Origin of the sequence: Microcoleus sp. Pol12B3, assembly GCF_036701355.1 — a bacterium.
Classification (GTDB): Bacteria; Cyanobacteriota; Cyanobacteriia; order Cyanobacteriales; family Microcoleaceae; genus Microcoleus.
In genome coordinates this window covers 16,961-39,665 of the sequence record NZ_JAUBQS010000036.1, presented here as the reverse complement: position 1 = coordinate 39,665, position 22,705 = coordinate 16,961, and the positions used below count along the sequence as shown (strand labels likewise).

The following is a 22,705-nucleotide window of genomic DNA, read 5'->3' as shown; positions in this document are numbered from 1 at the left end:
GTTCCTCCTGCTATTCGTCCTCGTAACTATCCCAATCATCCCAGCTATCGCTCTCTTCATTAGGCTCATTTTCAATGCCTGCTAATGCAGCCCAACTAAAGAGGTTTTCTGGATACTCTATGTTTGTGAAGGACTTCGCATACTCTTCAGGAATGCCTGGCCATTCAATTTCTGCTTGCATCATGGTAGTGGAGACTATAATACTTTGACCTTTTTGACCAAAAGGGAGGATAATGCGAGGCTGCCCGTCACTAAGAAAATCTCTCCAAAAGTTGACATCTCCCAATAAGTCATAGTTAAATTGTCGGGACTTTTTATGTGTAACCCTGCTGCCAATATTCTTGGAATTGATAGATAGCAGACCATCCTTCGTTACTCGCATTTCGGGGCGAATACTGAGACACCAATGTTCATTACTCACTTGATGAAACTTTAAAGCGACTGCTAAATGATACCAATAGGGTTTGAGTTCCTTAGTTTTTTTAGTGATGGGTTGCCATACCACTTTTCTACTTGCTGTTGATTGATTGAGAGGTCGATACCTAACCTCTAAAGTTTTTCCCGCTTCTTGGGAATGAAAGTAGTATCGGTGGTGGATTTTATCCAGATGAAGACCTTTGCGACCTGTAAGCTTATTTAAAGAGTGGTTCAGTAAAGTAATAAACCATTTCCGATGCTCTGGTTCGTCACACCACTCGCTTACCTCATAACGCTCAACCTTTTGATTGCCCACGAATTGGCGAAAAGGGCCATTAGGGTCTTTGAGATTCTGAAAACAGAAAAGCATTCCCCCCCGGAGAAGAAAAGGGTATATCTCAGTTTTATCGACCGGGGGAATAATTTCTTGAGATGCTTCCTTAGCTTGCAAATCGTTGTATTTGCAAGGAACGCCGTAGATGTAGCGAGGCATTGCTAAAACTGGAAATAGTGTACTGTAAACTGTTTCCGAAACGTAGCTACTTTCTTTATTTTTTATCTCTGAATTTTTACTGCCGATGTACTCCTCTAGTAGCTTGCGTATAATAGCTTGTATTGCTTCTGCATCGGGGCCGTGGTAATGGCGATCGCCTACCTGAATATCTCGACCCTGGTTAATGTTGAGGTTGTATTTTCCTAATTGCACCACATTGCGATCGCTGCTGACGATTAGTGCCTGCCGTAAGGTGGTCATATCGCTCTCGGTATCGATACCGGCTGCAATGCGATCTAAAATAGCGTTCAAGTCATCAGGGTCTGTCATACTTTAACGAGCGTCTTTGTCTGCATCCTTGGCTGGAACGTTATTTCCCATCGACACATCTCTAGCCTTTCCTATATTGGCGTTGTATGGCCCCAATTATCGTGCGGATCGTCGCTCGCTTTGCCCTTGAGATTCATGTTGCGATTCTTCATTTTCCCCTTCAGGACTAATCCTGTGAGCGCTACCTTGTTGGTGTTCAGTTTTGTACGATGAAGCGGCCTTAGTCAATAAATACGCCACCAGAGAACTCAGGGAACGCTGCTCGCTCGCTCGCCCATACTTCCAACACTTGCTTGACTTCTTTGTCGAGGTAGGCAGTAATTACGTCTGCCTTTCTTCGGCTTGGCACTTTTATATCAATCTCTACTACTCCTGTCATCTTACCGCTTGCAAAGCTAAAAACAGTCCATTACAGTATATAGCAGTAACTTACTGTAACAGACGGCTCACAATCAAAGCCAGCATTACAGGCTCACAATTAGCTCCACTGGCGAGCGCCCTCCTTTGTCGGCAGTTGAGGGATACGGAGTGCCACCTGAAGAACAACTGTGGCAAGAAAACACATCTCTCAAAGCAAACTCGACCGCCTAACTGGACTAAAGGAGAAATTTTGGATGGTATCTTTTATCAACTCAAAAATGGTTGTAATTGGGAAGACTTACCTAAAGATTTACCCCCCTACTCAACCGTATAGTTGATACTTCGCTGACGCTGTAGACTTCGATCCTTTAGCCTTCCTTACGACTAACCGGTCGTGGCAACCTCGCAAACACACGAGTCCGTTCCCAGACGGTGAGGACGAACGAGAGAGGAGCCAAATTGATCGATATTTTGCGCCGTTAAAGGCGTAAGATTTAGTATTTATAATTGAAGTTATAAAGAGTCAATGCTCAACAGAATTGAAGAGCAACAGCCGGAAACCTTGAAGCTGGCGTCACCGATGCCGCTGGCGCTTCATCCCGCTGCGGTGTACGTTGACAGTTTGGGGAGCGATCGCTCGAAGGCAACGATGGTGGCAGGACTCGATATCATGGCGAAGCTGCTCACTAATGGGGAGTGTGGTGCGATGACTTTGAATTGGGCAGCATTGCGCTACAGGCACACGGCAGCGCTGCGCTCGGCTCTGGAGAAAAAGTACGCGCCAGCTTCGGTCAATCAAATGCTGTGCGCCCTCCGGCGGGTCTTGAAGGAGGCTCTGCGGTTAGATTTAATCGACCCCCTGGATTACAGCAAGGCGGTAGACGTGAGAAGCGTCAAGCAATCGGGAAAACCAAGGGGGCGGGCGCTATCCCCGGATGAAATTGCAGCGCTGGTGCAAAGCTGCTCTGGCGAGAGTACCGTTGATGTTCGAGATGCAGCCTTGATTGCTATCTTGCGGGGGGGAGGCATCCGCCGCGCTGAAGCAGTCAACCTAGATTTGGCAGATTTCAATCGCTCCACGGGAGCATTGGAAATTCGATTCGGGAAAGGGAAGAAAAACAGGATGGTTTATCTCCCAGAGGCAGCGATGGCGTTGGTGGAACAGTGGCTCAAGTTGAGGGGAGAAGCGCCAGGGCCGCTGCTTTTTCCCATCCGTAAGGGAGGAGAAATTCAATTTCGGCAGATGACGGACGATGGTGTCTTAAAGATTTTGCAGCGACGGGCGTTCCTCGCTGGAGTGGATTCTTTCTCTCCTCACGATTTCAGGCGCACGTTTTGCTCAGACCTCCTTGATGCTGGAGTCGATATCGTGACAGTGCAGAAGTTGGCAGGTCACGCTTCCCCTGTGACGACAGCTAAGTACGATCGCCGGGGCGAAGAAACGAAGCGACGGGCTGTGCAGCACTTAGGGTTTTGATTTTGAGGGTGGAGAACTCATCGCAGATTTTCTTGAGCTTCGCTTAGCCGTGCCTTCTATTTTTATCTCAAGCGCGATAAAGTCTACGTCTGAGAGTCTGGCATACTTACTGCATTGCTGCATCGGTCGGGGGGATTTCTTAATGCGACGGTTGGTAAGGGGCGGTTGGGAAAAGGAAGGAGTCTACAGATTTGGGGAGGCGAGACAGGGCGAACACTTGGGTCTGTTCAATTAATCGTTCATAATTAATAATGATGAGGCAGATCAGTCAACCTCAACAGCACTTCATCTATTGTAGAAAGATCGCCAAGGTCTCGACAAATCTTCAGCGCTGTCTGTAAAGCATCACGAGCTTCTGAGTAACGCTTCAACTCTGTCAGTGTCGATCCCATATTACAGAGGATGGTTGCTTCTATCTGGAGAGCTTCGATTTCTCTGCAAATTGCGAGACTTTGCTGTTGGTAATCGAGTGCGTTAGTGTTGTCCCCCAGAGCGTAGTATGCAGCCCCCAAGTTTCCCAAAGCGAGCGCTTCACCTTGAATATCTTGAAGTTTTTGCTTCAATACCAGGCTCTGTTGGTAGCATTCAACGGCTTTGGTATAGTTTTCTGAAGCGTAGTTAGCATCACCCAGATTTGAGAGCGCATTGCCTTCGAGCGAGGAATCGTCATTTTCCTGGGCTATGGCTAAACTCTCTTCGTAACAATCGATTGCCTGAGTGTATTGCTCCATCGCTTCGTAAGCTAGACCCAAGTTACATAAAACTTCTGCTTGTCCTTGGCGATCGCTAATTTCCCGCCTAATTGCCAAGCTCTGTTTAAAGTAATTAATAGCAGCAGCATAGTCTTCCAGCACATAGTAAGCTTCACCTAAATCTTCTAGATACTCTCCTTGTGCCTGAAGGTCATTGAGTTCCCGTGAAATCGCCAAACTCTGCTGAAAACACTCGATCGCCTTAACCGAGTCATCTAACTTAGCATACAGGGTTCCTAAATATGCTAGAGTGCTTTCTTCCCCAGGGCAGTCTCCGATTTGCTGCGTGATTTCCCAGCTCTGTTGATAGGCTGCGATCGCGCTATCATAATTTTCTGAAATTGAGTAAAGATTCCCCAGGCTTCTGAGCGCCTTGCTCTCCCAAAAGCGATCTTGAATTTGGCGTGCTATTTTTAGACTTTCTTGGTAGTATGCGATCGCTTGTTCGTAGTCTCCTTGGAGATGATAAGCACTCCCCAGAGCCTCCAGATTGCTTTCCTGACCCCGACGAGAGCCGATTTCCTTAGCAATCGTTAGGCTTTCTTCTAAATACTGAACTGCGCGGTGATGATTTCCTAAAAGTATATAAGTATTGCCTAAACTTCCCAAAGCTGCTTGTTCATCTTGACGAGCGCCGATTTGCCGTGCGATTGCTAAACTTTTTTGATAGCAATCGCTCGCTCGTTCTGGGTTGCCTAGAACTAAATAGAGCCGTCCTAAATTTCCTAAAGTTTGACCTTCTTCTTGGAGATTGTTAACTTCCTGGGCCAGATTTAGAGCTTGTTCAAGACAGCTACCAGCTTGCTTATAGTTCATCAAATCAAGGTAAGCCTCTCCTAAACTTCTCAAGCATCCAGCTTCTTGTTGGCGATTTTCTATTTGTTGAGCGATGTCTAGGCTGCGTTGGTAATAATCTATTGCTTTACCTGAGTCACCAATACCTCTATGAGCTAATCCTAAATTTCCTAAACACTGACTTTCTAGCAAGTAATCCCCAATCTGCTGGGCTATGGTTAAACTCTGATGATAGTATTCAATTGCTTTGCTCAAGTCACCAAAAGTAAGATAAGAATTACCGCTATTGTTGAAAATGATAGCATCTAGTCGAGAATCGAACTTGTGAAGAATTCGGTTATATAAGTCAAGCGGTTCTCGATAGTAGCCCCAAGTATATAGTTGATTGTGTAGCTTTTCCTTTGTGGGTGTATTAAGATGAACCAACAGAATTTCACTAGCTTTTCCCCAAACTTCTATTTCGCAAAGATGGTGAAATGCTTCTAAATAGCAGCGGAGTTTTTCGATATTGGAGTCATTCCTGGGTTGATAGTTTTTAGTTAGCCAGTTAATAACGGCTCTGTACTGAGTACGTTTAGTAAGTGGTTTGATAGACTTAACAGTGGCTCGATCAATACCAAGATAGGACAGGATTAAATCACCAGGAGGAGTGATGTTAACTTCATTGGTAATTTTTAATTCTTTAGCTTCTGGTTCAGTAAGGTAGCTCATTGTTTTTCAATTAATTTTCAAAAAGTAATTGTCTTAACCCTGCTACTGCTTGTTCGCCGCTTTCTTCTTGCTCAATGACGTGTAATTGCTCCTCTATTAATTCAGCATATTCGTCTATACCAATTTCCAGCGCTATTTTACTGAGAGTCATCATGGCTGTTTCTACTTCAGGGGATTGTATACAGGCAAATATATACAAACTTCGCATCCCTAATAATGCTGCTAGATCGAACTGTTTGAGCAAGCGGTAGGCATCGCTTAAATTATGTATTGCTGATCCTGCTGCCCATTGATCGCCAATCCCAGCGGCAATTCCTAAGCTTTGTTTATGGTATTCAATGGCTGTTTCGTATTGTTCTAAATAAGTATAAGTATTGCCTAAATTACTGAGTGCATATGACTCACCTTGTTTATCACCTATGTTACGGGCGATCGCTAATCCTTGCGTGTAATATTTAATAGCTTTCTCGTATTGTTTTGTGGAATTACAAACTACCCCTAAATTACCTAACGCTGTTTTTTCTCCTTCCAGATATCCTATTTCACGGGAAAGTTCTAGCTGCTGTTGATATAAATCCCAGGCTAATGAGTTGTCCAGCAAAGCAAAACAGACATTACCCAAACTGCCTAGCGCAATGGCTTCATTTCTTTTATTCCCCAATTTCATAGTAATTGATAAGCTAGCCTGCATATTTTCGGCAGCCTTATGGTAGTCTTTTAAGAAGTAGTAGACAATACCCAAATTTCCAAGGGCATTAGCTATTCCTTTGCGATCGCCAATCTTGTGGGCGATTTCCCAATGTTGTCGATGATACTCAATAGCTTGCTCGTAATTTCCCTGTAGTCGGTAGATAACACCAAGGTTTCCTAGTAGTTTTCCTTGATTTTGTTCATGAGATATAGTATTGGAAATTGCTAAGGCTTCTTGGTAAAGCTCGATAGCTACTTGGTATTGACCTAACAAACCATAAATATTGCCCAGATTAGTCAGCGCAGTTTTTTGAAATTCGGGTTCGGGGGCAATCGCTAACTGTTGTTGATGGCACTCAATAGCTTTCTGATAGTTGCCTAGATCGCAATGTGCTAGACCTAAACTATTTAAGCAAATATTATCAATTTGATGATTAAGCTTTCCTAGAATTTTGTTGCACAAATCTATTTGTTCTCGGTAGTAGCCAAAATTACCGAGTTGACTGTGTAATGGTTCATCTAAATAAATATCTTCAGAATTATTGATAGGAGCAGTCCAAGTCGTAACAGCTACTCCTATCTTAATTAAGTTGGCAGCTTTTTCCCAAGCATCAACTGCACACAAGTGGTAGAATGCTTCTAGATAACCACGTAATTGTTCTAATTTAGGTGAATCTGGCTGAGGTTGGTATTTGGTCATCCAGTTAATGACGGCTCTGTATTGACTACGTTTCCATTTGGGAGTAATAAGTTTTAACGTAGCTGGTTCAATACCAACTTCTGCTAAAAATGTTTTGCTGTAAGGTGTAATACTAACTTCTTGTGGAGCCAGTTTTTCCTCGATATTTAACTCAGGTTGTTTATTCATAATTTTACATAATTATTGCGTTCATTATTCTGTGATAACATCCTAAAATAAGAAATTAATTAAGATAATTATAGCGCTTTCTTATACAACATGAAACAATATCAGATTCTTGTGGAAATGACCAACTGGGTTGACTAACTAGCATCAATTACCTCCGAATCTGTTTCAGCTAAGCAGGTTGCTATTTGTTCTGCAACGGAGTCGCCATCTAACTCTGCAATCTCAGCTAATGCTGCTTCAATATCCTGGACATCCAATTCTGTAGTTTGGATCAGCCTCCAGACTATGTTCACAGCATCTTGAGCATCGGGCAGTTGAAGGCGATCGAAAATAGCAAGGCTTCGTAAAATATGCAGGAGTGCTTGTTGCCAGTCTTGAATGTGAGCATAACTCATCGCGAGGTTGTAGAGAGCATAGCCTACCGAGTCTTCGGCACCAATTTCTTGGGAATGGATAAAACTTTGGTGAAAATAATCAATACCTTTATACACATCACCCAAAGCAGTGTAAGCACTTCCGAGACTGATGAGAGCTTCGTTTTCGTTTTCAACATCTCCTGCTTTGCGGGCTAAATTGACACTGGCGTGGAAGTAGCCAATGGCTCGTGCAAACTGCTTTAGGCGAATGTAGCAGTTACCAATTGTGCCGAGGGCGGCAACCTGGTTACGCAAATCGCCGATTCGACGAGCGATTTTCAAACCCTGTTTCAAACGCTGAATCGCAGTTTTATAGTGCTTTTTGTGAAAAGCAATGCTGCCTAGTCCAAGAATTGCTGTGGCTTCTGAACCAGAGTCGCCGATTTCTCGTCCCAGTTCTAATGCTGTTTGATAAAATTGCTCAGATTGCTCAATTTCTTGTAGGGCAATATGTGCTTTTCCCAGAGCTGCCAGTGCAGTCGTTTCAGTGCTCACGTCTCCCAGACTTCGAGCGAGGTTGAGAGCCTTGTGGTGAAATGAGATTGCTTGATGATGTTCACCGATGCCGTAATAAACATTGCCAATGCTGCCTAAAATAGTTCCTTCATTCACTCGATCGCCCAATTTTTTCGCAATATCGAGTGCTTCCTGCTGTTGATGCAGAGATTCTTCAGGATTTCCCTGCATGAGCAAAGCATCTCCTAAACCGCTCAGCGCACGCATTTGTTCTCTTGGGTAAGAAAATTTTATTGCGAGTGTTAAAGCCTGCTGGTAATAGTCGATGGCTGTTTCATGGTTCCAGAGATAGTTATTGACATCGCCTAGATTGTTGAGAGAGGTAATTTTGCCCTTGGTATCTCCAATGCGATCGACAATTGACCAATCCTGTTGATAATAATCAAGTGCCCGATCGTACTCACCGATTCCTAGATAAACGTCACCTAAATTGCTGAGTACAAGACTCTGAATGTAGTCATCTTCCTGGCTGCGAGCAATTTCTAATGCTCGATCCAGAACAGAAGTGGCAGTCTGGTAATCCCCAAGGCTACTGTAGGTACTACCGAGATTGGAAAGGGTTATGCTTTCCTGTTTGATTTGACCGATTTTTTGTGATTCTTCCAGAGCTGTGTGATAGTAATCAATAGCTGTTTGAAATTGCCCAATCGTGTCGCAAGCGTTTCCTAAACCATTTAGTAGGGAGATATTTCTTGTGTGGTTTAGTTTACCTAGCAGCTTCTGATACAAATTGATTTGTTCAGAGTATGCACCCCAGGTTCCTAGAGCATCGTCTAGATCTTCATCTGTTAAACCAGCAACACGAATCATCAATACTCGATCGGCTTTTTCCCAGTCTTCTAGTTGGAAAAAGTGATAGCAGGTTTCGAGATATCCTCGCACCATCTCCAAATTGGAGCCGGAGGACGGAGGCTGGTATTTGGTTAGCCAATTGACGATCGCTCTGTATTGGGTGCGTTTCCAATGGGGTTTGATAGATTTTAGTTCGCTTGGAGCGATGCCAAGTTCTGCTAAAACTGAATCACTATAAGGTGTCATAATAACTTGTTGTGAACCCAGTTTGTCTTGATTATCTAATTCATTGTTGGTACTCATAGCATCGGTCTATTTTTTGTGATAAAACAACAGAGATTTAATATTTATTTATTTATGAACATTAATGCTTTTGGATTGAATCAAGTACATAGGGTTGAGATAACACATGACTTACAAGGTTAGCCGCTGCTGCTGCTGCCAATGGCTGGTGTTTTTTGTCTTTTTTTCCGTCTCCCCAGTCGCAAATGGCTTTTACTAAAATCCAATCTGTTTTCCATGCTCTTGCTGCCGAACAAAGCCCATGTCCTTACATCTCCCCTCCAATGGCTTCGGGAAACCGTTCAAATAAGGTGGCTTTGAAATCAGAATTATCGACTAATTTTTCCCCTGAAAGAATCGAGCCGACAATAGGCTGACGCTGAGAGTTATCGGGATATGTAAAATTCCATCCGTGAGCATTTTCAAAGCGATCCAATAATGTTCTGCTACTTGGTGGGATAGGACTGCGACTGACATTTTCATTTGGTCCAACGCGCTCCTTTTCATAAAATATAATCTCCGACGCTACTAGCACATCTCCTATTTTCTGCTTAGTTGCATCTTTACCAAAGGCTATACCTACCATAATAATTGCTCTAGGTTTCCGATTCAGAGCTTCATAGGTAGCTATGGTCGCCGCTCCTTCACCAATTGCGCCCATTCTACACTTTGTTACTACAGTATTGTATAATCCACATTTTCCAATATAGTAAATATTCTCTCCAAAATAGCGTAAAATTGCCTTCCTTCTAGGATAAGGTGTGAGCAAGTGCAATATTGCTGTAAGTTCAATCCCAGTTGCCGTCATAATTACAACATCTATGCTATCTTGTATTGCCTGTAATTGTTTTTGATCAATCACTTGGCTTTGAGGAAAATCTGGTTTGTACCAATGTTGAGCCTCTAGCTTATATTCATAATCTTCTTGCTGAGTGTTATATTTATTTATTAAATCTTGGCATTCTATTAATAAGGGAAGCTTTAACTCGGTAGCAAATTTTATTGCTTTTTCGCAGTAATTTTTAGCTAGTTCCATTTCTCCTATCAGTTCATAAGTTTTTGCAAATTCTTTAAATATCTTTGCTTCTAAAACAGGATTTCCTATATTTTGGCAAACAAATAAGGCTTTGTACAGTCTCTGGAAAACATTCTCTATGTTTACTCTAGTTAAAGTTTCTAAATATTGAGATGATTTAGTTAACTCTCTTTCAGCCATTCCTAAGCTAGCTAGAGCTTCTGCTTCTTCATGCTGCAATCCCATATCACTATAAATTGCAAGAGATTTATTGTAATACTCAATTGCTTCGGTGTATTGTCCTAATTCATGATATATAATTCCAAGATAACTAGACGCTTTCGCTTGAATTTCTTTACTTTCTATTTCACTGGCTATTTTTAAACTCGTTTTTTGATACTCAATTGCTGCATCATAATTTTTCAGTAAATGGTCAGTATAGCCCAAATTACATAGTGCATCTGCTTCCCATGATTTATGATTAATATTTTTGGCTGTCTTTAACTGAGAGTGGTAATATTCAATAGCAAGCTCGTATTGTTGACAGCAGATCATAATACTACCCAAGCCTGCTACAGCAAGAATTTTGGTTGGTTCATTTCCAATTTGAAAAGCAATTTCTAAAATTTGTAGATAGTATTTAGTAGCCTCTTGATATTTTCCAACTAATTTGGTATCACTGGCTAGTTTAATTAGTCTATTAATTTCTTCATCGGGTTGTCCTTGAACCTGTAACTTATCCACGTTACTCATGCTCTTCACCCAGTTTTCTTAAGTGTTCAAGAGACAAACTCCGAATTAAATTGTTCTGCCTGATTAACAATCGATCACCTTCAACGAATTCTTCCACTAAATAGCGATCGCGCAACGCATCCAACGCTACCTGCTGTTCATCTTCATCCCGATCCCAATCCTCCAAATGTGACAGCCAAAAATCCTCCGGTACTGGACAGCGATACACCGAAGCTTCGCACAGCAATATATAGCCATAGCAAACATCTTTTTGCAACCGATTAAAAGTTTTTTCTAGTCTAACTCGCACATTCCTTCGTAAGTTGTGCGTGTATCGATGCAGGTTGAACTTATCATCGGCTGATGCTGTTATTCCCTTAGTTTTTGCTTCGTCGATCGCGTTTTCAACCTCTTCTACTTCACGTCCGTACTTATTCCAGTAAGCCAGAACATTACCATCAAAAGGCTGATTTCTAATTTCTCCAGCAATCACCCGCAACGCTAAAGGATGTCCCTCATAAGCACGCCCAATTCGTTCTAAATATGGTTTACCTGTTGACTCGGTACCAACATCTAACCCTGTTTTATCGAACAATCGCAACTGTTCTGGTTCTTCCAGACCGCTCAGAGGTTGGCAATACCAAAAGTTTTGATACCTCGCTCCTATTGTTGTTATCTGTACTGGCAAATAATCTGAAGTCAAAATGATACAGCTTTCACAAGAATCTGCTGCTAGCAAACTTTCAAAAAATCGCACCCACCACTCATCTTTAAAATCATTCCATCCCTCTTCTTCATTCCCCTGTAAAATGTTCTCTAAAGAATCAAGTTGAACCAAATAGCGATTCTCTTTTAGATGTCTCACCAACCGATATAGCAGGCGCTGAGTATCTTTGCGGTCTTCCGGTGTAATCAGTTCGCCCCATTTCTCCAGCCATCTCGCCGCGACGCTGGCAAAATCATTAGATTGCTGTTCGTCCTCAAAATTCTCTTCGTGAAATTTCGTCCAATCTCCCTCAAACCAGTCTGATAACTCGACTGCCAATCTTTCCCCTAAAGCCGTTTTCCCAATACCTGTAATTCGCACAAGTATTAATAATCGACAAGACGATCGAATTCGAGGAGTTAAATCCTGAATCAGATTTTCCCGACCAACCCAAGTATCATCAAGTGCAAAGAAGTTGGGAGATATAGGCTGTGTTTTCGGCTTACGGCTGGAACTTAGACTGCTGGCTTCATTTATCTCAAGCTTTGCCAGAATCTCAAAAGCAAACGCACTGGCATTGCGAGCGGCAATTTCCTGAGAATTAGCCAGATCGGCTTCACTATTACTATCAATTAAGTCAGAAATCCCACGGATAACCAGTGCCGATACTTCGTAATTGGCGTGAGCTGCTTGTAGCAAGCGCCACCCCTCCATCTCCACGGCTACCGCATCACCATAGTTCAACTGCATAAACTTAAAAACATCAGACTTGCTTGAAGCAATCACTTTTTCTCCAGCGGCAATCGGCGCAACGAATACGCGGGGGGTAGACTCCGGTGCAGATGTCAGCCTTTGCAGCCAGTCTGATTTGTTGGACTCAGCCCTCGATCGCTGGATTAAGCTGTATGTAGATAGCCCGACATCGGGTCTGGGTTGAAATTTCTGTTTTGCCTTGCCAGACTCGTAACCATAGACCTTCGTCGCGGCTACCACATCACCGATCGCCACATCTTTGATGCCTCCAGCAACTCCCACAAAGAATATGACACTGGGATTGAAATAGGCGATAGCCCTTTCCGCTTCCACCCCGGCACTCGCATTACCAGCACCAACTTCCACAATCCCGACTTCCCATGACGTAGCGTTAGCAACAAATTTTCCGCGTTCGTAAATTGTGCCTTGGGGGTGCATTTCTTCTCGGAGGTCGGCTATATGGGTGCGAACAGCCATATACTCGACCGGGAGAGCGGTCAATATTACTGCGCGAGGCATGGGTTAATCCTTGAAATAATCTGAATATCCACTATTTTGGCTATTTAATCAGGATTTGCCTAGAGAAAGAGAGAATTTCTTTAGCTTGCTGGTAAATATTTGTTAATCAGTCACAATAAATATAGGATTTGAGAAACTGGGAGTCAGCCATGAGTGATAAAGACCAAATTATTGAAATTTTCTTTAAGGAATACGACAAACTGAAATCTGAGCAGGCTCAAAGGATTGGTTTTCGGGATAATCTGCTTTATGTAACGCTAGGTCTGTTCGTAACAGTTGTGTCATTCGCTGTTTCTAACCCATCCAACTATTACGCTTTACTGGTAGTTCCCTGGGTGTGCCTGATTCTGGGCTGGACTTATGTGGTCAATGATGAAAAGATTTCAGCGATAGGGAGGTACATCCGCTACAAGCTGGTTGATAAAGTGAAGGAATACACGGGCTATACGGATTTGGAAACCCTCTTTGGTTGGGAGATTGCTCACCGTGACGACAAACATCGCAAGCGCCGTAAGATTCAGCAATTAATTGTGGATCAAATTACGTTTGTCTTTTCGGGAGCGATCGCTTTGGCAGCATTCTGGTTCCTGGTTCCCAACCCGCCTCTGGGTGTGACAATTATTTCCTGGGTGGAAATTATACTTCTAATCGTATTGGGAGTAGAAATATTTATTTATGCTGATTTGGCAAAAGGACGCTAGCGTTTAATGCTAAAAAAGTGGACAACTAAGTTTTCGCAACTGACAACCTAAGCGATAAATTTGGTTTATCAAGAACCAGCGATTCGTCGGCATAATTCCAGAGCAATTTCATCCTGTTGGTCTGTGAGTAAACGCAACAAATGGCAGAAAGCCTCAAAGACAGACTTATTTTGCCGGAGTCGATTTTGGTCTCGCACCCAGACAGTATTTAGGAGGCAGGCAAGGGCTTCAGTTATCGACTTTTCCTTGAGAATATAATCCAATTTTTCCTGTTTTAGCATCTCTTCAAGCCAAAGGATTGCTTTAAGGCGAATTGGATCTGCAACGGGTTTTTTCAACCATTTGGCGAACAAAGCAATGCGATGCTTGGATATGGGTATGCGCCTAAACCAATCTTCAAAAAGACACCTCATTTCTTTTATAAGAGAACTGTGACGTTCATCCCATTTATCAATTGAAAATCGACCGATACCAATAAGTTCCTCCCAAACCTCCGCATGGTAAGACCACTTAAAATCAGCCGATTCTGGAGGCAATACATAATTAAGAATAGCACGTGTAGTCGCAACATAGTTGAGTGGAACAGAAGTTTGTTGCAATCCATATTGATGGAATGTCTGCATAAGAATTTCAGACCAGTAATGTGCTTCTTGGGGAAGGTCTAAAATGGGTTGCCACAGTTTCTCTGGTTGTTCATTTAAATCCATATATAAAATAGCTATACCAACACGCTCTAATACCCACTGTTCTAGCTCATTTGGGTAAAAATTTTCACTGTGCCATTGATTCCGTTCTCCAGATACTGATACTCGTCGCATCACATAAGATAGTGCTTCGCTCCAAAACTCTATTATATTACAACGCTCTTCTGCATTAGTGACTTTATCAAGAGTAGGAAGCCAAGCATGAGCTGCTTGTATAAGCTGAAAATCTAGGTCGTATTGTCGTCTTGGTATAGTTTCGTCAATAGCACGAAAGCGATCGGATTCATCCATTAACCTCCACGTATCGATTGTGGATGGAGTAACCGCTTCAACAAACGCTTCTAATTGTTCTTCTACCCATTTATTTACTTCTTCTGAAAACTGTTGAATTAATTCTCGCTCTATTTGAAAACCTTCGACGAAGGCAATACGATTCCGAACAAAAGCCCATGCAAATAGAAGTCGTCGCAGGCGAGTGAAGTCTTCAAGAAGAATTGAGCGTAGTTCTGCACAACGGCAAAATAAAATATTTACTGCCTTGTAATGCCGAGCAAACACTATCCGTGCTATGAGGTAGCGAGCTTCTTCATTATCTTTATCCTCAGCCCAGATTAGAGGGAGTGCTTCAGCAACAAAACCATCCCAAGTAGAATCTGCTGGACTTTCAGGAAGATCAAACCGCTCTGATGGAGGAGGGTCAAGAACAATATCTCGAAGATAATCTAGGCACCATTGTTTACGTTCAGGATATTGAGCTAGCCAGTTGCGATAAAAATGGAAAAGTACAGCAATCCCCCCACAGACACAAGCTGCTATTTCGCTGGGAGCGTATTGATTCTTTTGGTAACTATCATCACCATCACCTATGGAAATGATTTGTTGAACTTGTTCCCAAAACTGCTCAATGTCATTTTCTGTTAGTGTCTCCTGCCGATTGAGGTACCTACGACAGCGCATTGGGAAAATTAGGATTAGTAAATTAAATTCTTTGTTACGAAGTTCGTCAGCACGCTCTGCTTGTAAGTCATTAACTTTTGTATTAATAATGATATTACCGTATTCTGGATCTTGCTGAATCTGATAATTATTTATGTCGAAAGTCAAAATCAACTGTTGCAGAAAATCGCGAATCTCATCTTCAGAGTTAACCAAAAATCTAGTTTCCCATCTTTGCCGGGCCTGTTCAAAAAATGCTCTCATAGCAGGGGTCTTGAAAAATAACTCAAGGGCGATTTGGCGCAAATATTTTTGTCGATGTTCCAGATTGTTGAATTGTTGTGCTAATTGAAAAAAGAGTTTTCCTTTTAGAAAAGCACCCATCATTAAGTGATTCCGCCCCTCCACAAGTACCCTGGTTTCCCAAAAGTATATTTCTGGTATGCTAAGAATTGGTTGGAGAGAATTTTCAAACAGAGCCGGCAGTCGCTTACCCACGTCGCAGAGAACCTTCAAGAAAGCGACACTTTTGACTCGCCTTAATACAGTTAGGATATCTTCCTCAATAGGTTGTTTTTGATCAATACGAAGATAAAAATATTTCTCCAGGGCCATCAGTGCAACTTCAACAGTGTGAGGAATATTTCCTAACCCGGCTGACCAACCATAGACTCTAGAATCCCCAATAAACTCCCGTTCCACATTATCTATTAAAAGAACAATAATTCCAGGATGACGACAACTTTCTTTCACAAACTGAGCTAAAAATTCATTCGTATCCCGCTCCTCTTGTTCTTCTACATATTCGTTAGCTTTTATTTCGGTACGGTGCTTCCACCTATCTGTAGTGAAGTCTACCAACCGGGCAATTAATTCCAATCCTTCAAGAAAGTTGATTTGCAGAAATGCTAAAAATGGGCCATGAGTGTATAGTGATGGAGACCAGTTTATGATATCTTCCAATTCAAGCCAATCTCTGGCACTCAAGTAGCTAGCCCACTCATATCTTCGGCGATGACAAATAAGAACGGCGAGAGTAACTTCACGAGCTACAGCAGGATTAACGTGAATTAGTGGCCAAAGTGTTTTTCCCTCAAGAATTACCTTACGGAAGTCATCATCTACATCTCTTCTAGGTCCATCTGGATATGGTTCAGGTAAAGGCTCATTAGGATCGAAGCGCGGATCTGAACTGGTCATTATCGATACAGGAATAGAACCTTGCCCCTCATTATCTTCGCTACTAATTTCTCCCGTTCTCTGACTAGCTCTTAGGGCAAAATCGCTGACAAGATCAGGAAGCTCTCTTGCTCCAGCTAAAGCTACATAATAAAACTGCTTACGGTCTTTGTAGATAGAAGAACTGTAATCTTTTTGTGCAAGGAGTGCTTTTTTTCCCAACAGAAGTCCGATTTCAGCCGCCTCCTGTCGCAGTATCGTTCCGTGAGGCGCATAGTCAAGCCATAGTTTCACAATTTGCCCAACTTCAACAGGCGCTTTAACAATAAATTCTTCGTGATGTTCATAAATAAAACGAAGCATTGCCGGCCAGAATGGCCCGTGAGGGTAACGAATAGTTGCTGAAAATTTAGTCTCGTCAAACCCTTGGGCACGAGCTATTTCAAGGTATTGTGGATCTGGTAGGGTCGCAGATACTAAAAATCTAGTGAGCAGACGCTTAAGCAATAGGCCCTCATTTTCTATCAAATTGGAGCGAATGAGTTCTAGCAGTGGGAGGGGATTTGCAGCAAATACTGGAGCTTCAAGTAAAATATCTTGTGCTAATAAATTAGCTTCATCGGCAAAAGTATCTAAGGTTTGATGCCATTGGGAAATGTCGCCAATATGTTCGAGTAGATAAAGTCCATAGAGACGGAGAGCCCTGTGCCACATTGGGAAGGTCAGGCGTTCTCTGAGATAATTTACAAGGTCGTCATTATGGGATACAAGAAGTCGAAACCTAGACCACTCGCCATACAAATCGTGCTGGAAAACAATACTATTATCTGGGGTTTTACTACAGATATTTTCGCTAAAAAGATTCCCAATCAATTGCAGTTGACTTCCTTCAAAAGTATCGATTGGAATAGCTTGCTTTAGTGTTTCTGCTTGACGTTCAGCTAATAGTTGGACAAAGCGCACTCTTGCTGGGCCTTCATTACCGCGTGCTATTTCTGAATCGCAGAACCATGTAGCAACGCTTGATTCACCAACCCATGTTCCTACTTGAACATCATCTCCGAGACTTAGCCTGATAGTTACTAGGTCTAAAATTTTGAGATTTCCAAATATCTCTCTTAGATGGGTTTGATATTTAAGCCTGTTAGCACTAGGAAATTCTTGCCAAATAGGTTCGAGTTGATCAATAGATAATGGATTACACCGAAATATCTGCCATTCGTTAGTGAGAATGCTTTCTCGCATTAGGTTTTCACACAAACGTGACCACTCTTGTGTTTGGGAAGTTACTAATAATATCCAGGACGATGATTCTTCCTGAAAATTAAATAATCTCAAAAATGTTGAAAGTAGTTTAAAAGAATTAGGATCGTATAGTCTATCGATTCCATCAAGAATAAGTATAGCAGGTTCATTAGATAGGGTTTTAATCATGCTTTCTAATGAATTGGTAAGCTGTAAGTCCGCCTCAAATGCGGCAAAATCAATTTTCTCAAAAGATCTAGCTTCAAACCAAAGAACAGATTGGTTTTCACCAATCAGCTTTTCAGCATAATCTCTAGCTAAAGAAGATTTTCCAACTCCAGAGATTCCAAGAAGAACAGTTACACGGCTTTCAGTACAAGCTTTTTCAAGTTCCTCTAGCTGATTAGCTCGCTTTAAATATACTTTGCCCCCAATTTTGTTCGAGACTTGTTCCATTACTTGTTGGCTTTTTCTAAGCAATTTTACTCGATCCAAATCGATAGAATTAGGGGCTGGATCTTTTTTTGGTAAGTTAGATTTTAGAAAATCAATGAGAAAAGCAGCCGAGGCTTTAGCAGCAAATTCGCGAAAGGAGTCGTCTTTAAATTCGTCAGCATAATCACAAACACCTTTAGCAAAAATCATGTAGTCAAGTTCTTGAATTTCTGAAACTATCCCAATAGCTTCGCCTTCCATTTCTAGTCCAATAATTTCTCTCTGAAATTTACTAATAATGTCAAATATTGAGGCATCTTGTTGAACCTTTGTACCTGTGCCAATCGGACCTAAGTGAATGCTAAAATTGGGATCTGGTTCAGGTGAATCAGGAAAGCAAAATTGAGATTCATTAAGCCATTGTCTTCCTTTGAGAGTGAGTTTAAAATCTTGTCTCTCTATCCAATCCCTTTTCCTAAGTCTTGCAATCGCCTCCTTGCGGTTTGGGCAATACAGATCGAGATCAGGATGTTGACTTGGCTGTAGCTTTCCATTTTGTTCGCAATGCGCTAATATACGCAGTAGCCAATTAGACTGATAATCTATAGAGAGCGATCGCTCATTGATGAATGACGGTTGCCATCCATTTTTCATTTCTTCTACGGCTATTTTCCACTTCGGTTTCAGATTAAATGTAGTGATATCTGGTTGAAAAACTTTATCTTCTCTTTGAACCTTAAGCTTTCCTTCGTCGTACCGAAAGACCCTATCAGCGACCAGAACATCTCCCAGAAAAACATCATTGCGTTTACCAGCACAAATTCCACACATTGCCAAGCATCGGGGGCTAAGTTCCCTAGTTAACTCCGTCGCCAGTGCTGCTGCTGCTGTGGCTCCCATTTTATGCGCCCACATGGCAGCTACGCGAAACGAGAAACCTTGCTCGCTTTCAAAATCACGGAAATAATATTTTGTGAAGTTCTGGTTGCTAAATTTTTCCCAGGCCTCTTCGCCACCAGTAACTTCAAGTAGAGCATCAAACTCTTCCTTGAGGGCTGCAATGACTAAGACATCTACATTTTGACTTTCACTTAGCATTTTTTTGCCAATTAGTTTCTGGTTGGTTGCCTATAGATTAGACTGAAATAGCTACTGTCTGCCTTGGCCTTTGTTTGTTTGTGTCAACTGTCAATAAATCCCCTAAGCCAGATGTTTCCTTCACAATTTTGAACAGAAGAAGCTATGATCTTTCTAAGCGCCTGCTGCAATGATTAGGAAAATTCAACAAGGACATTGTAACAAAAATTAAACCAGTAAGCAAATTTGGAATAGCAGAAAGATATCATTAAGAATATTTACAGCAAAAACGATCGCAAGTACAGTAGCAAAATGCAACTAAAAACTGGGCAAATTGTCAAAGTGCGATCGCGCCAATACCTCGTCGAAGAAGTCGCACCCAAATTCTCGGAGGATACAGACACCTTAGTGCGACTGTCGTGCTTAGAAGATGATGCCTTGGGAGAAAGCCTCGAAGTCCTGTGGGAGCGAGAAGTTGACGCCGTAGCGATCGGCAATAACTCTTGGGATTCCGTCGCGAAGCGGGGCTTCGACAATCCTAAACTCTTCTCAGCTTACCTGCACACCCTGCGCTGGAACTGCGTTACTTCAACCGAACCCAAGCTATTTCAATCCCCCTACCGAGCAGGCATCGAAGTCAAAGCTTACCAGTTAGAACCTCTCCGCAAAGCCTTACTCATGCCGAGAGTTGGGTTATTTATTGCCGACGACGTAGGCTTGGGCAAAACGATCGAGGCGGGACTGATTTTGCGGGAAATGCTGATCCGTCAGAAAGTGCGACGGGTGGTGATTTCTTGCCCCCCTACTGTCGTGCGGCAGTGGCAAGAAGAAATGGAAAGCCGCTTCGGGCTCAGTTTCATAATTTGCGATCGCTCCTTTGTGGCCACCTGCAGGCGCGATCGCGGGTACGGCATCAACCCCTGGACAACTCACACCCGCTTCATCATCTCCCATGCTTTGCTCAGAGATGAAACCTACACCGGCCCACTGCGAGATTGGCTGGGCGAATTTGCAGCCGCATCGATGCTGATTTTAGATGAAGCGCACAATGCCGCCCCTGCCAGCGGTGCTAAATATGCCGTTGATTCTCAGCTAACTCGCACTGTGCGAGATTTAGCGCCTCGTTTTGAACATAAGTTATTTCTCTCAGCAACGCCTCACAACGGCCATTCTAATAGTTTTGCAGCGTTGTTAGAAATTTTAGATCCGCAGCGGTTTTGCCGGGGTGTCCCCGTGCGCGATCGCAAATTACTCGACTCGGTAATGGTGCGCCGTCTCAAGCGAGACTTGCGGGAAATTGGCGATGATTTTCCTAAACGGGAAGTGATTGCGATCTCGATCGACAACCTGCCTGAAACTGCACCTGAACTCCAACTTTCGCGCTTGCTGCAACACTATCGAGAATTGCGAGAAGAGCGATTGCAAGGTGAATCTCGCAGCAACCAAGCAGCGGCGATGTTAGTAATTACCAATTTGCAAAAGCGCTTGCTGTCATCTATTGAAGCCTTTACTCGCACGTTGAAAGTTCACCGAGTAGCTTTAGAAAAGCAAGTTTCTAAACAGCCAATTTTGCGGTTAGAACGCTTACAACTGCTGTCAGAATCGGCGGGAGGTGATGATGAGCGGGCGGAACTGCCAGAGGAAGAAGTGCAGGCAGAAGAAGACGCGCAAATGGCAGCGGCAACTGCTAATAGTTTATCACAAATTACCCAGCGAGAACAAGAAATTTTGTCAGAAATGGCGGAAATTGCCAATGCTGCTCGTTATCAACCTGACCCGAGAATTATTAAGTTAATTGAGTGGATTAGACAAAATCTGTGTCCTGATTTAGGGCAGCCGAATGCTCAATGGTTAGAGCGGCGCGTCCTGATTTTCACAGAATATACGGATACCAAACGTTACTTAGAAGAACAATTGCGATCTGCCTTTGCCAATTCTCACTTAGAACACCAACGAATCGGCGTTTTTCATGGTGGCATTGGCGAGGAACGGCGCGAGGCTATTAAACAGGCATTTAACAGCGACCCAGCCAGCAATCCCCTTCGCATTTTGATTGCCACAGATGCAGCACGAGAAGGGATAAACTTACAAAATTATTGTGCTGATTTATTCCATTTTGACATACCTTGGAATCCCAGCCGCATGGAACAACGCAACGGTCGCATCGATCGCAAACTTCAGCGTTCGCCTGTTGTTAATTGCCATTATTTTGTATTGCCGCAGCGAATTGAAGATCGAGTTTTAGAGGTTTTAATTCAGAAGACAAAAACCATTCAAGCAGAGTTGGGAACTTTGACACCTGTTGTTGAAAAAAGTATGTCTCGTTTGCTGCACAATGGGATTATTCATAAAGAACTGGGGAAAATTACTCAATCCCTTGAACAAATATCTGTAAGCTGCGTCAGTCCTAATTCAAGTAAGCAGTTAGAAACATTTAATACAGACGCACCCTACCCAATCAACTCAGAAACAATTAATCCTAACACATCCACCGCCATTGGGGAAGAATTAGAAGAAATTCGCCTTCGCAAACAAGACCTCACTAAACAGATTTCCGAACTCCAAGAAATGCTCAAGAAATCGCGGGATTGGTTAGGTTTAGATGACCGCCATTTCCGGGATGCAATCTCCGCTTCTTTGGAAATTTTAGGTGCACAGCAACTCAAACCCATTGACGTAATCGCAGCAAACCACAATCCAGAAACAGCGAAATGGGAAATCCCTGCACTTAACCAACGAGTCGGGGCAGATCCAACTTGGACAGTGACGCTGGATACCTTGAGAAAACCTCGCCAAAGAAGTCAACAACTGTGGGATTGGCGTAGGGAATCTCCCATCCGACCAGTAGTTTTTCGTGACCCAGGTTCTCTGGATGGCGAAGTGGTACACTTGCATTTAGAACACAAAATTGTGCAGCGATTATTGGGACGATTTTTAGCCCAAGGATTTCTGCATGATGAATTAACTCGCGCTTGTATTTGTCTCACCGATGACCCGGTTCCTAAAGTTATTGCCTTGGGGAGATTGTCACTTTATGGAGAAGGTGCTACCCGACTTCATGATGAAGTAATTGCCGTTGCTGCGGAGTGGATAGATCCGGCAAATAGGGGGCGGAAAAAACTGAAGCCTTTGGGAGAGGGAGAGAAAGAAAATGTATTGGAATTGCTAGAAAATTCTTTGGCAAATCCGCGATTGCGAGAGGTTTCTGAAGGGGTAAAGATTCGCCTAAAGGAAAGTGCGTCTCAGGATGTTGAGGAGTTAATTCCGAACCTGGAAAGTCGGGCCGAAGTGTTAGCCCAAAGGGCAAAGCGGAAGTTAAATGAGCGCGGTTTGAAAGAAGCAACTGAGATGAAGAAAATTTTAGAACAGCAGCAACAGCGCATTTTAGCACGGCAACAAGAAACTCAAGCGATTCAGTTATCTCTTTTTCCAGAAGAGGAACAGCGACAAGTGGATGCTGATAGGCGTTATTGGCAGAAACGTCTGCAAGGTTTGTCTGAGGAATTAGTGAAAGAACCGGCTCGAATTGAAGCGATTTATCAGGTAAAAGCGGTGCGAATTGAACCAGTGGGGTTAATGTATTTATATCCGGTGTCGGGTTGAGTCTGGGTTGGGTGCGTCAGGCGGTTATTCATAGTTATAGTTGGGTCTTTTAAAGCTGACGCACCTTACAATATATACAATTTATGGAAAAGCTAAAGTCAAGGCAGGAGGAACAATGGCACAAGATCCAGAATTAATCAGACATAAAGAATGGTTGGGATTCCTGCAACCAGTGTGACTTGTTGTGTCGCCTCCCGCCTT

At 42.9% G+C, this 22,705-nt stretch carries 12 protein-coding genes; 4 read left to right on the top strand and 8 right to left on the bottom strand.

Annotation, left to right across the window (positions count from 1 at the left end; all coding sequences use genetic code 11):
* Positions 1-10: 10 nt before the first annotated feature.
* Together QUA53_RS18550 and QUA53_RS18545 are read right to left on the bottom strand one after the other, a co-directional pair.
* Complete coding sequence (locus QUA53_RS18550; RefSeq protein ID WP_333099072.1) at positions 11-1,240, bottom strand: hypothetical protein; 1,230 nt, start codon at positions 1,238-1,240, stop codon at positions 11-13.
* A gap of 220 nt (positions 1,241-1,460) precedes the next feature.
* Positions 1,461-1,589, bottom strand: a complete 129-nt coding sequence (locus QUA53_RS18545; RefSeq protein WP_333099089.1) for a hypothetical protein — start codon at positions 1,587-1,589, stop codon at positions 1,461-1,463.
* On the opposite strand from QUA53_RS18545, the gene QUA53_RS29275 reads away from it, so the two are divergent.
* Together QUA53_RS29275 and QUA53_RS18535 are read left to right on the top strand one after the other, a co-directional pair.
* Positions 1,530-1,934 (top strand): transposase, encoded by a 405-nt coding sequence (locus tag QUA53_RS29275; RefSeq protein ID WP_445304963.1) that lies wholly within the window; start codon positions 1,530-1,532, stop codon positions 1,932-1,934. The genes QUA53_RS18545 and QUA53_RS29275 overlap by 60 nt on opposite strands.
* Before the next feature lie 192 nt (positions 1,935-2,126).
* On the top strand, positions 2,127-3,077 hold the full coding sequence (locus QUA53_RS18535; RefSeq protein WP_333099071.1) for a tyrosine-type recombinase/integrase: 951 nt from the start codon (positions 2,127-2,129) through the stop codon (positions 3,075-3,077).
* 245 nt (positions 3,078-3,322) lie between these two features.
* On the opposite strand, the gene QUA53_RS18530 is transcribed toward QUA53_RS18535, so the two are convergent.
* From QUA53_RS18530 to QUA53_RS18510, 5 genes are all read right to left on the bottom strand, one after another.
* Positions 3,323-5,335: a tetratricopeptide repeat protein gene (locus tag QUA53_RS18530; protein ID WP_333099070.1), complete on the bottom strand. Its 2,013-nt coding sequence runs from the start codon at positions 5,333-5,335 to the stop codon at positions 3,323-3,325.
* A 10-nt stretch (positions 5,336-5,345) separates the two neighbouring features.
* Positions 5,346-6,893 carry a tetratricopeptide repeat protein gene (locus tag QUA53_RS18525; RefSeq protein ID WP_333099069.1) on the bottom strand — a complete coding sequence of 516 codons (1,548 nt, stop codon included), beginning with the start codon at positions 6,891-6,893 and terminating at the stop codon, positions 5,346-5,348.
* Between the two features lie 134 nt (positions 6,894-7,027).
* On the bottom strand, positions 7,028-8,920 hold the full coding sequence (locus tag QUA53_RS18520) for a tetratricopeptide repeat protein (protein ID WP_333099068.1): 1,893 nt from the start codon (positions 8,918-8,920) through the stop codon (positions 7,028-7,030).
* A gap of 247 nt (positions 8,921-9,167) precedes the next feature.
* On the bottom strand, positions 9,168-10,667 hold the full coding sequence (locus QUA53_RS18515; protein WP_333099067.1) for a tetratricopeptide repeat protein: 1,500 nt from the start codon (positions 10,665-10,667) through the stop codon (positions 9,168-9,170).
* Positions 10,660-12,624 (bottom strand): 5'-methylthioadenosine/S-adenosylhomocysteine nucleosidase, encoded by a 1,965-nt coding sequence (locus tag QUA53_RS18510; protein WP_333099066.1) that lies wholly within the window; start codon positions 12,622-12,624, stop codon positions 10,660-10,662. Before QUA53_RS18510 ends, QUA53_RS18515 begins: the two co-directional genes overlap by 8 nt.
* Before the next feature lie 149 nt (positions 12,625-12,773).
* On the opposite strand from QUA53_RS18510, the gene QUA53_RS18505 reads away from it, so the two are divergent.
* The gene (locus QUA53_RS18505) at positions 12,774-13,325 is read left to right on the top strand and encodes a hypothetical protein (RefSeq protein WP_333099065.1); all 552 of its coding nucleotides are present in this window, start codon (positions 12,774-12,776) and stop codon (positions 13,323-13,325) included.
* 68 nt (positions 13,326-13,393) lie between these two features.
* On the opposite strand, the gene QUA53_RS18500 is transcribed toward QUA53_RS18505, so the two are convergent.
* The gene (locus tag QUA53_RS18500) at positions 13,394-18,922 is read right to left on the bottom strand and encodes a phosphorylase family protein (RefSeq protein WP_333099063.1); all 5,529 of its coding nucleotides are present in this window, start codon (positions 18,920-18,922) and stop codon (positions 13,394-13,396) included.
* Positions 18,923-19,213: 291 nt separating this feature from the next.
* Between QUA53_RS18500 and drmD the strand changes: the two genes are divergently transcribed.
* Positions 19,214-22,504: a DISARM system SNF2-like helicase DrmD gene (drmD, locus tag QUA53_RS18495; RefSeq protein WP_333099062.1), complete on the top strand. Its 3,291-nt coding sequence runs from the start codon at positions 19,214-19,216 to the stop codon at positions 22,502-22,504.
* The last annotated feature ends 201 nt before the right edge of the window (positions 22,505-22,705 follow it).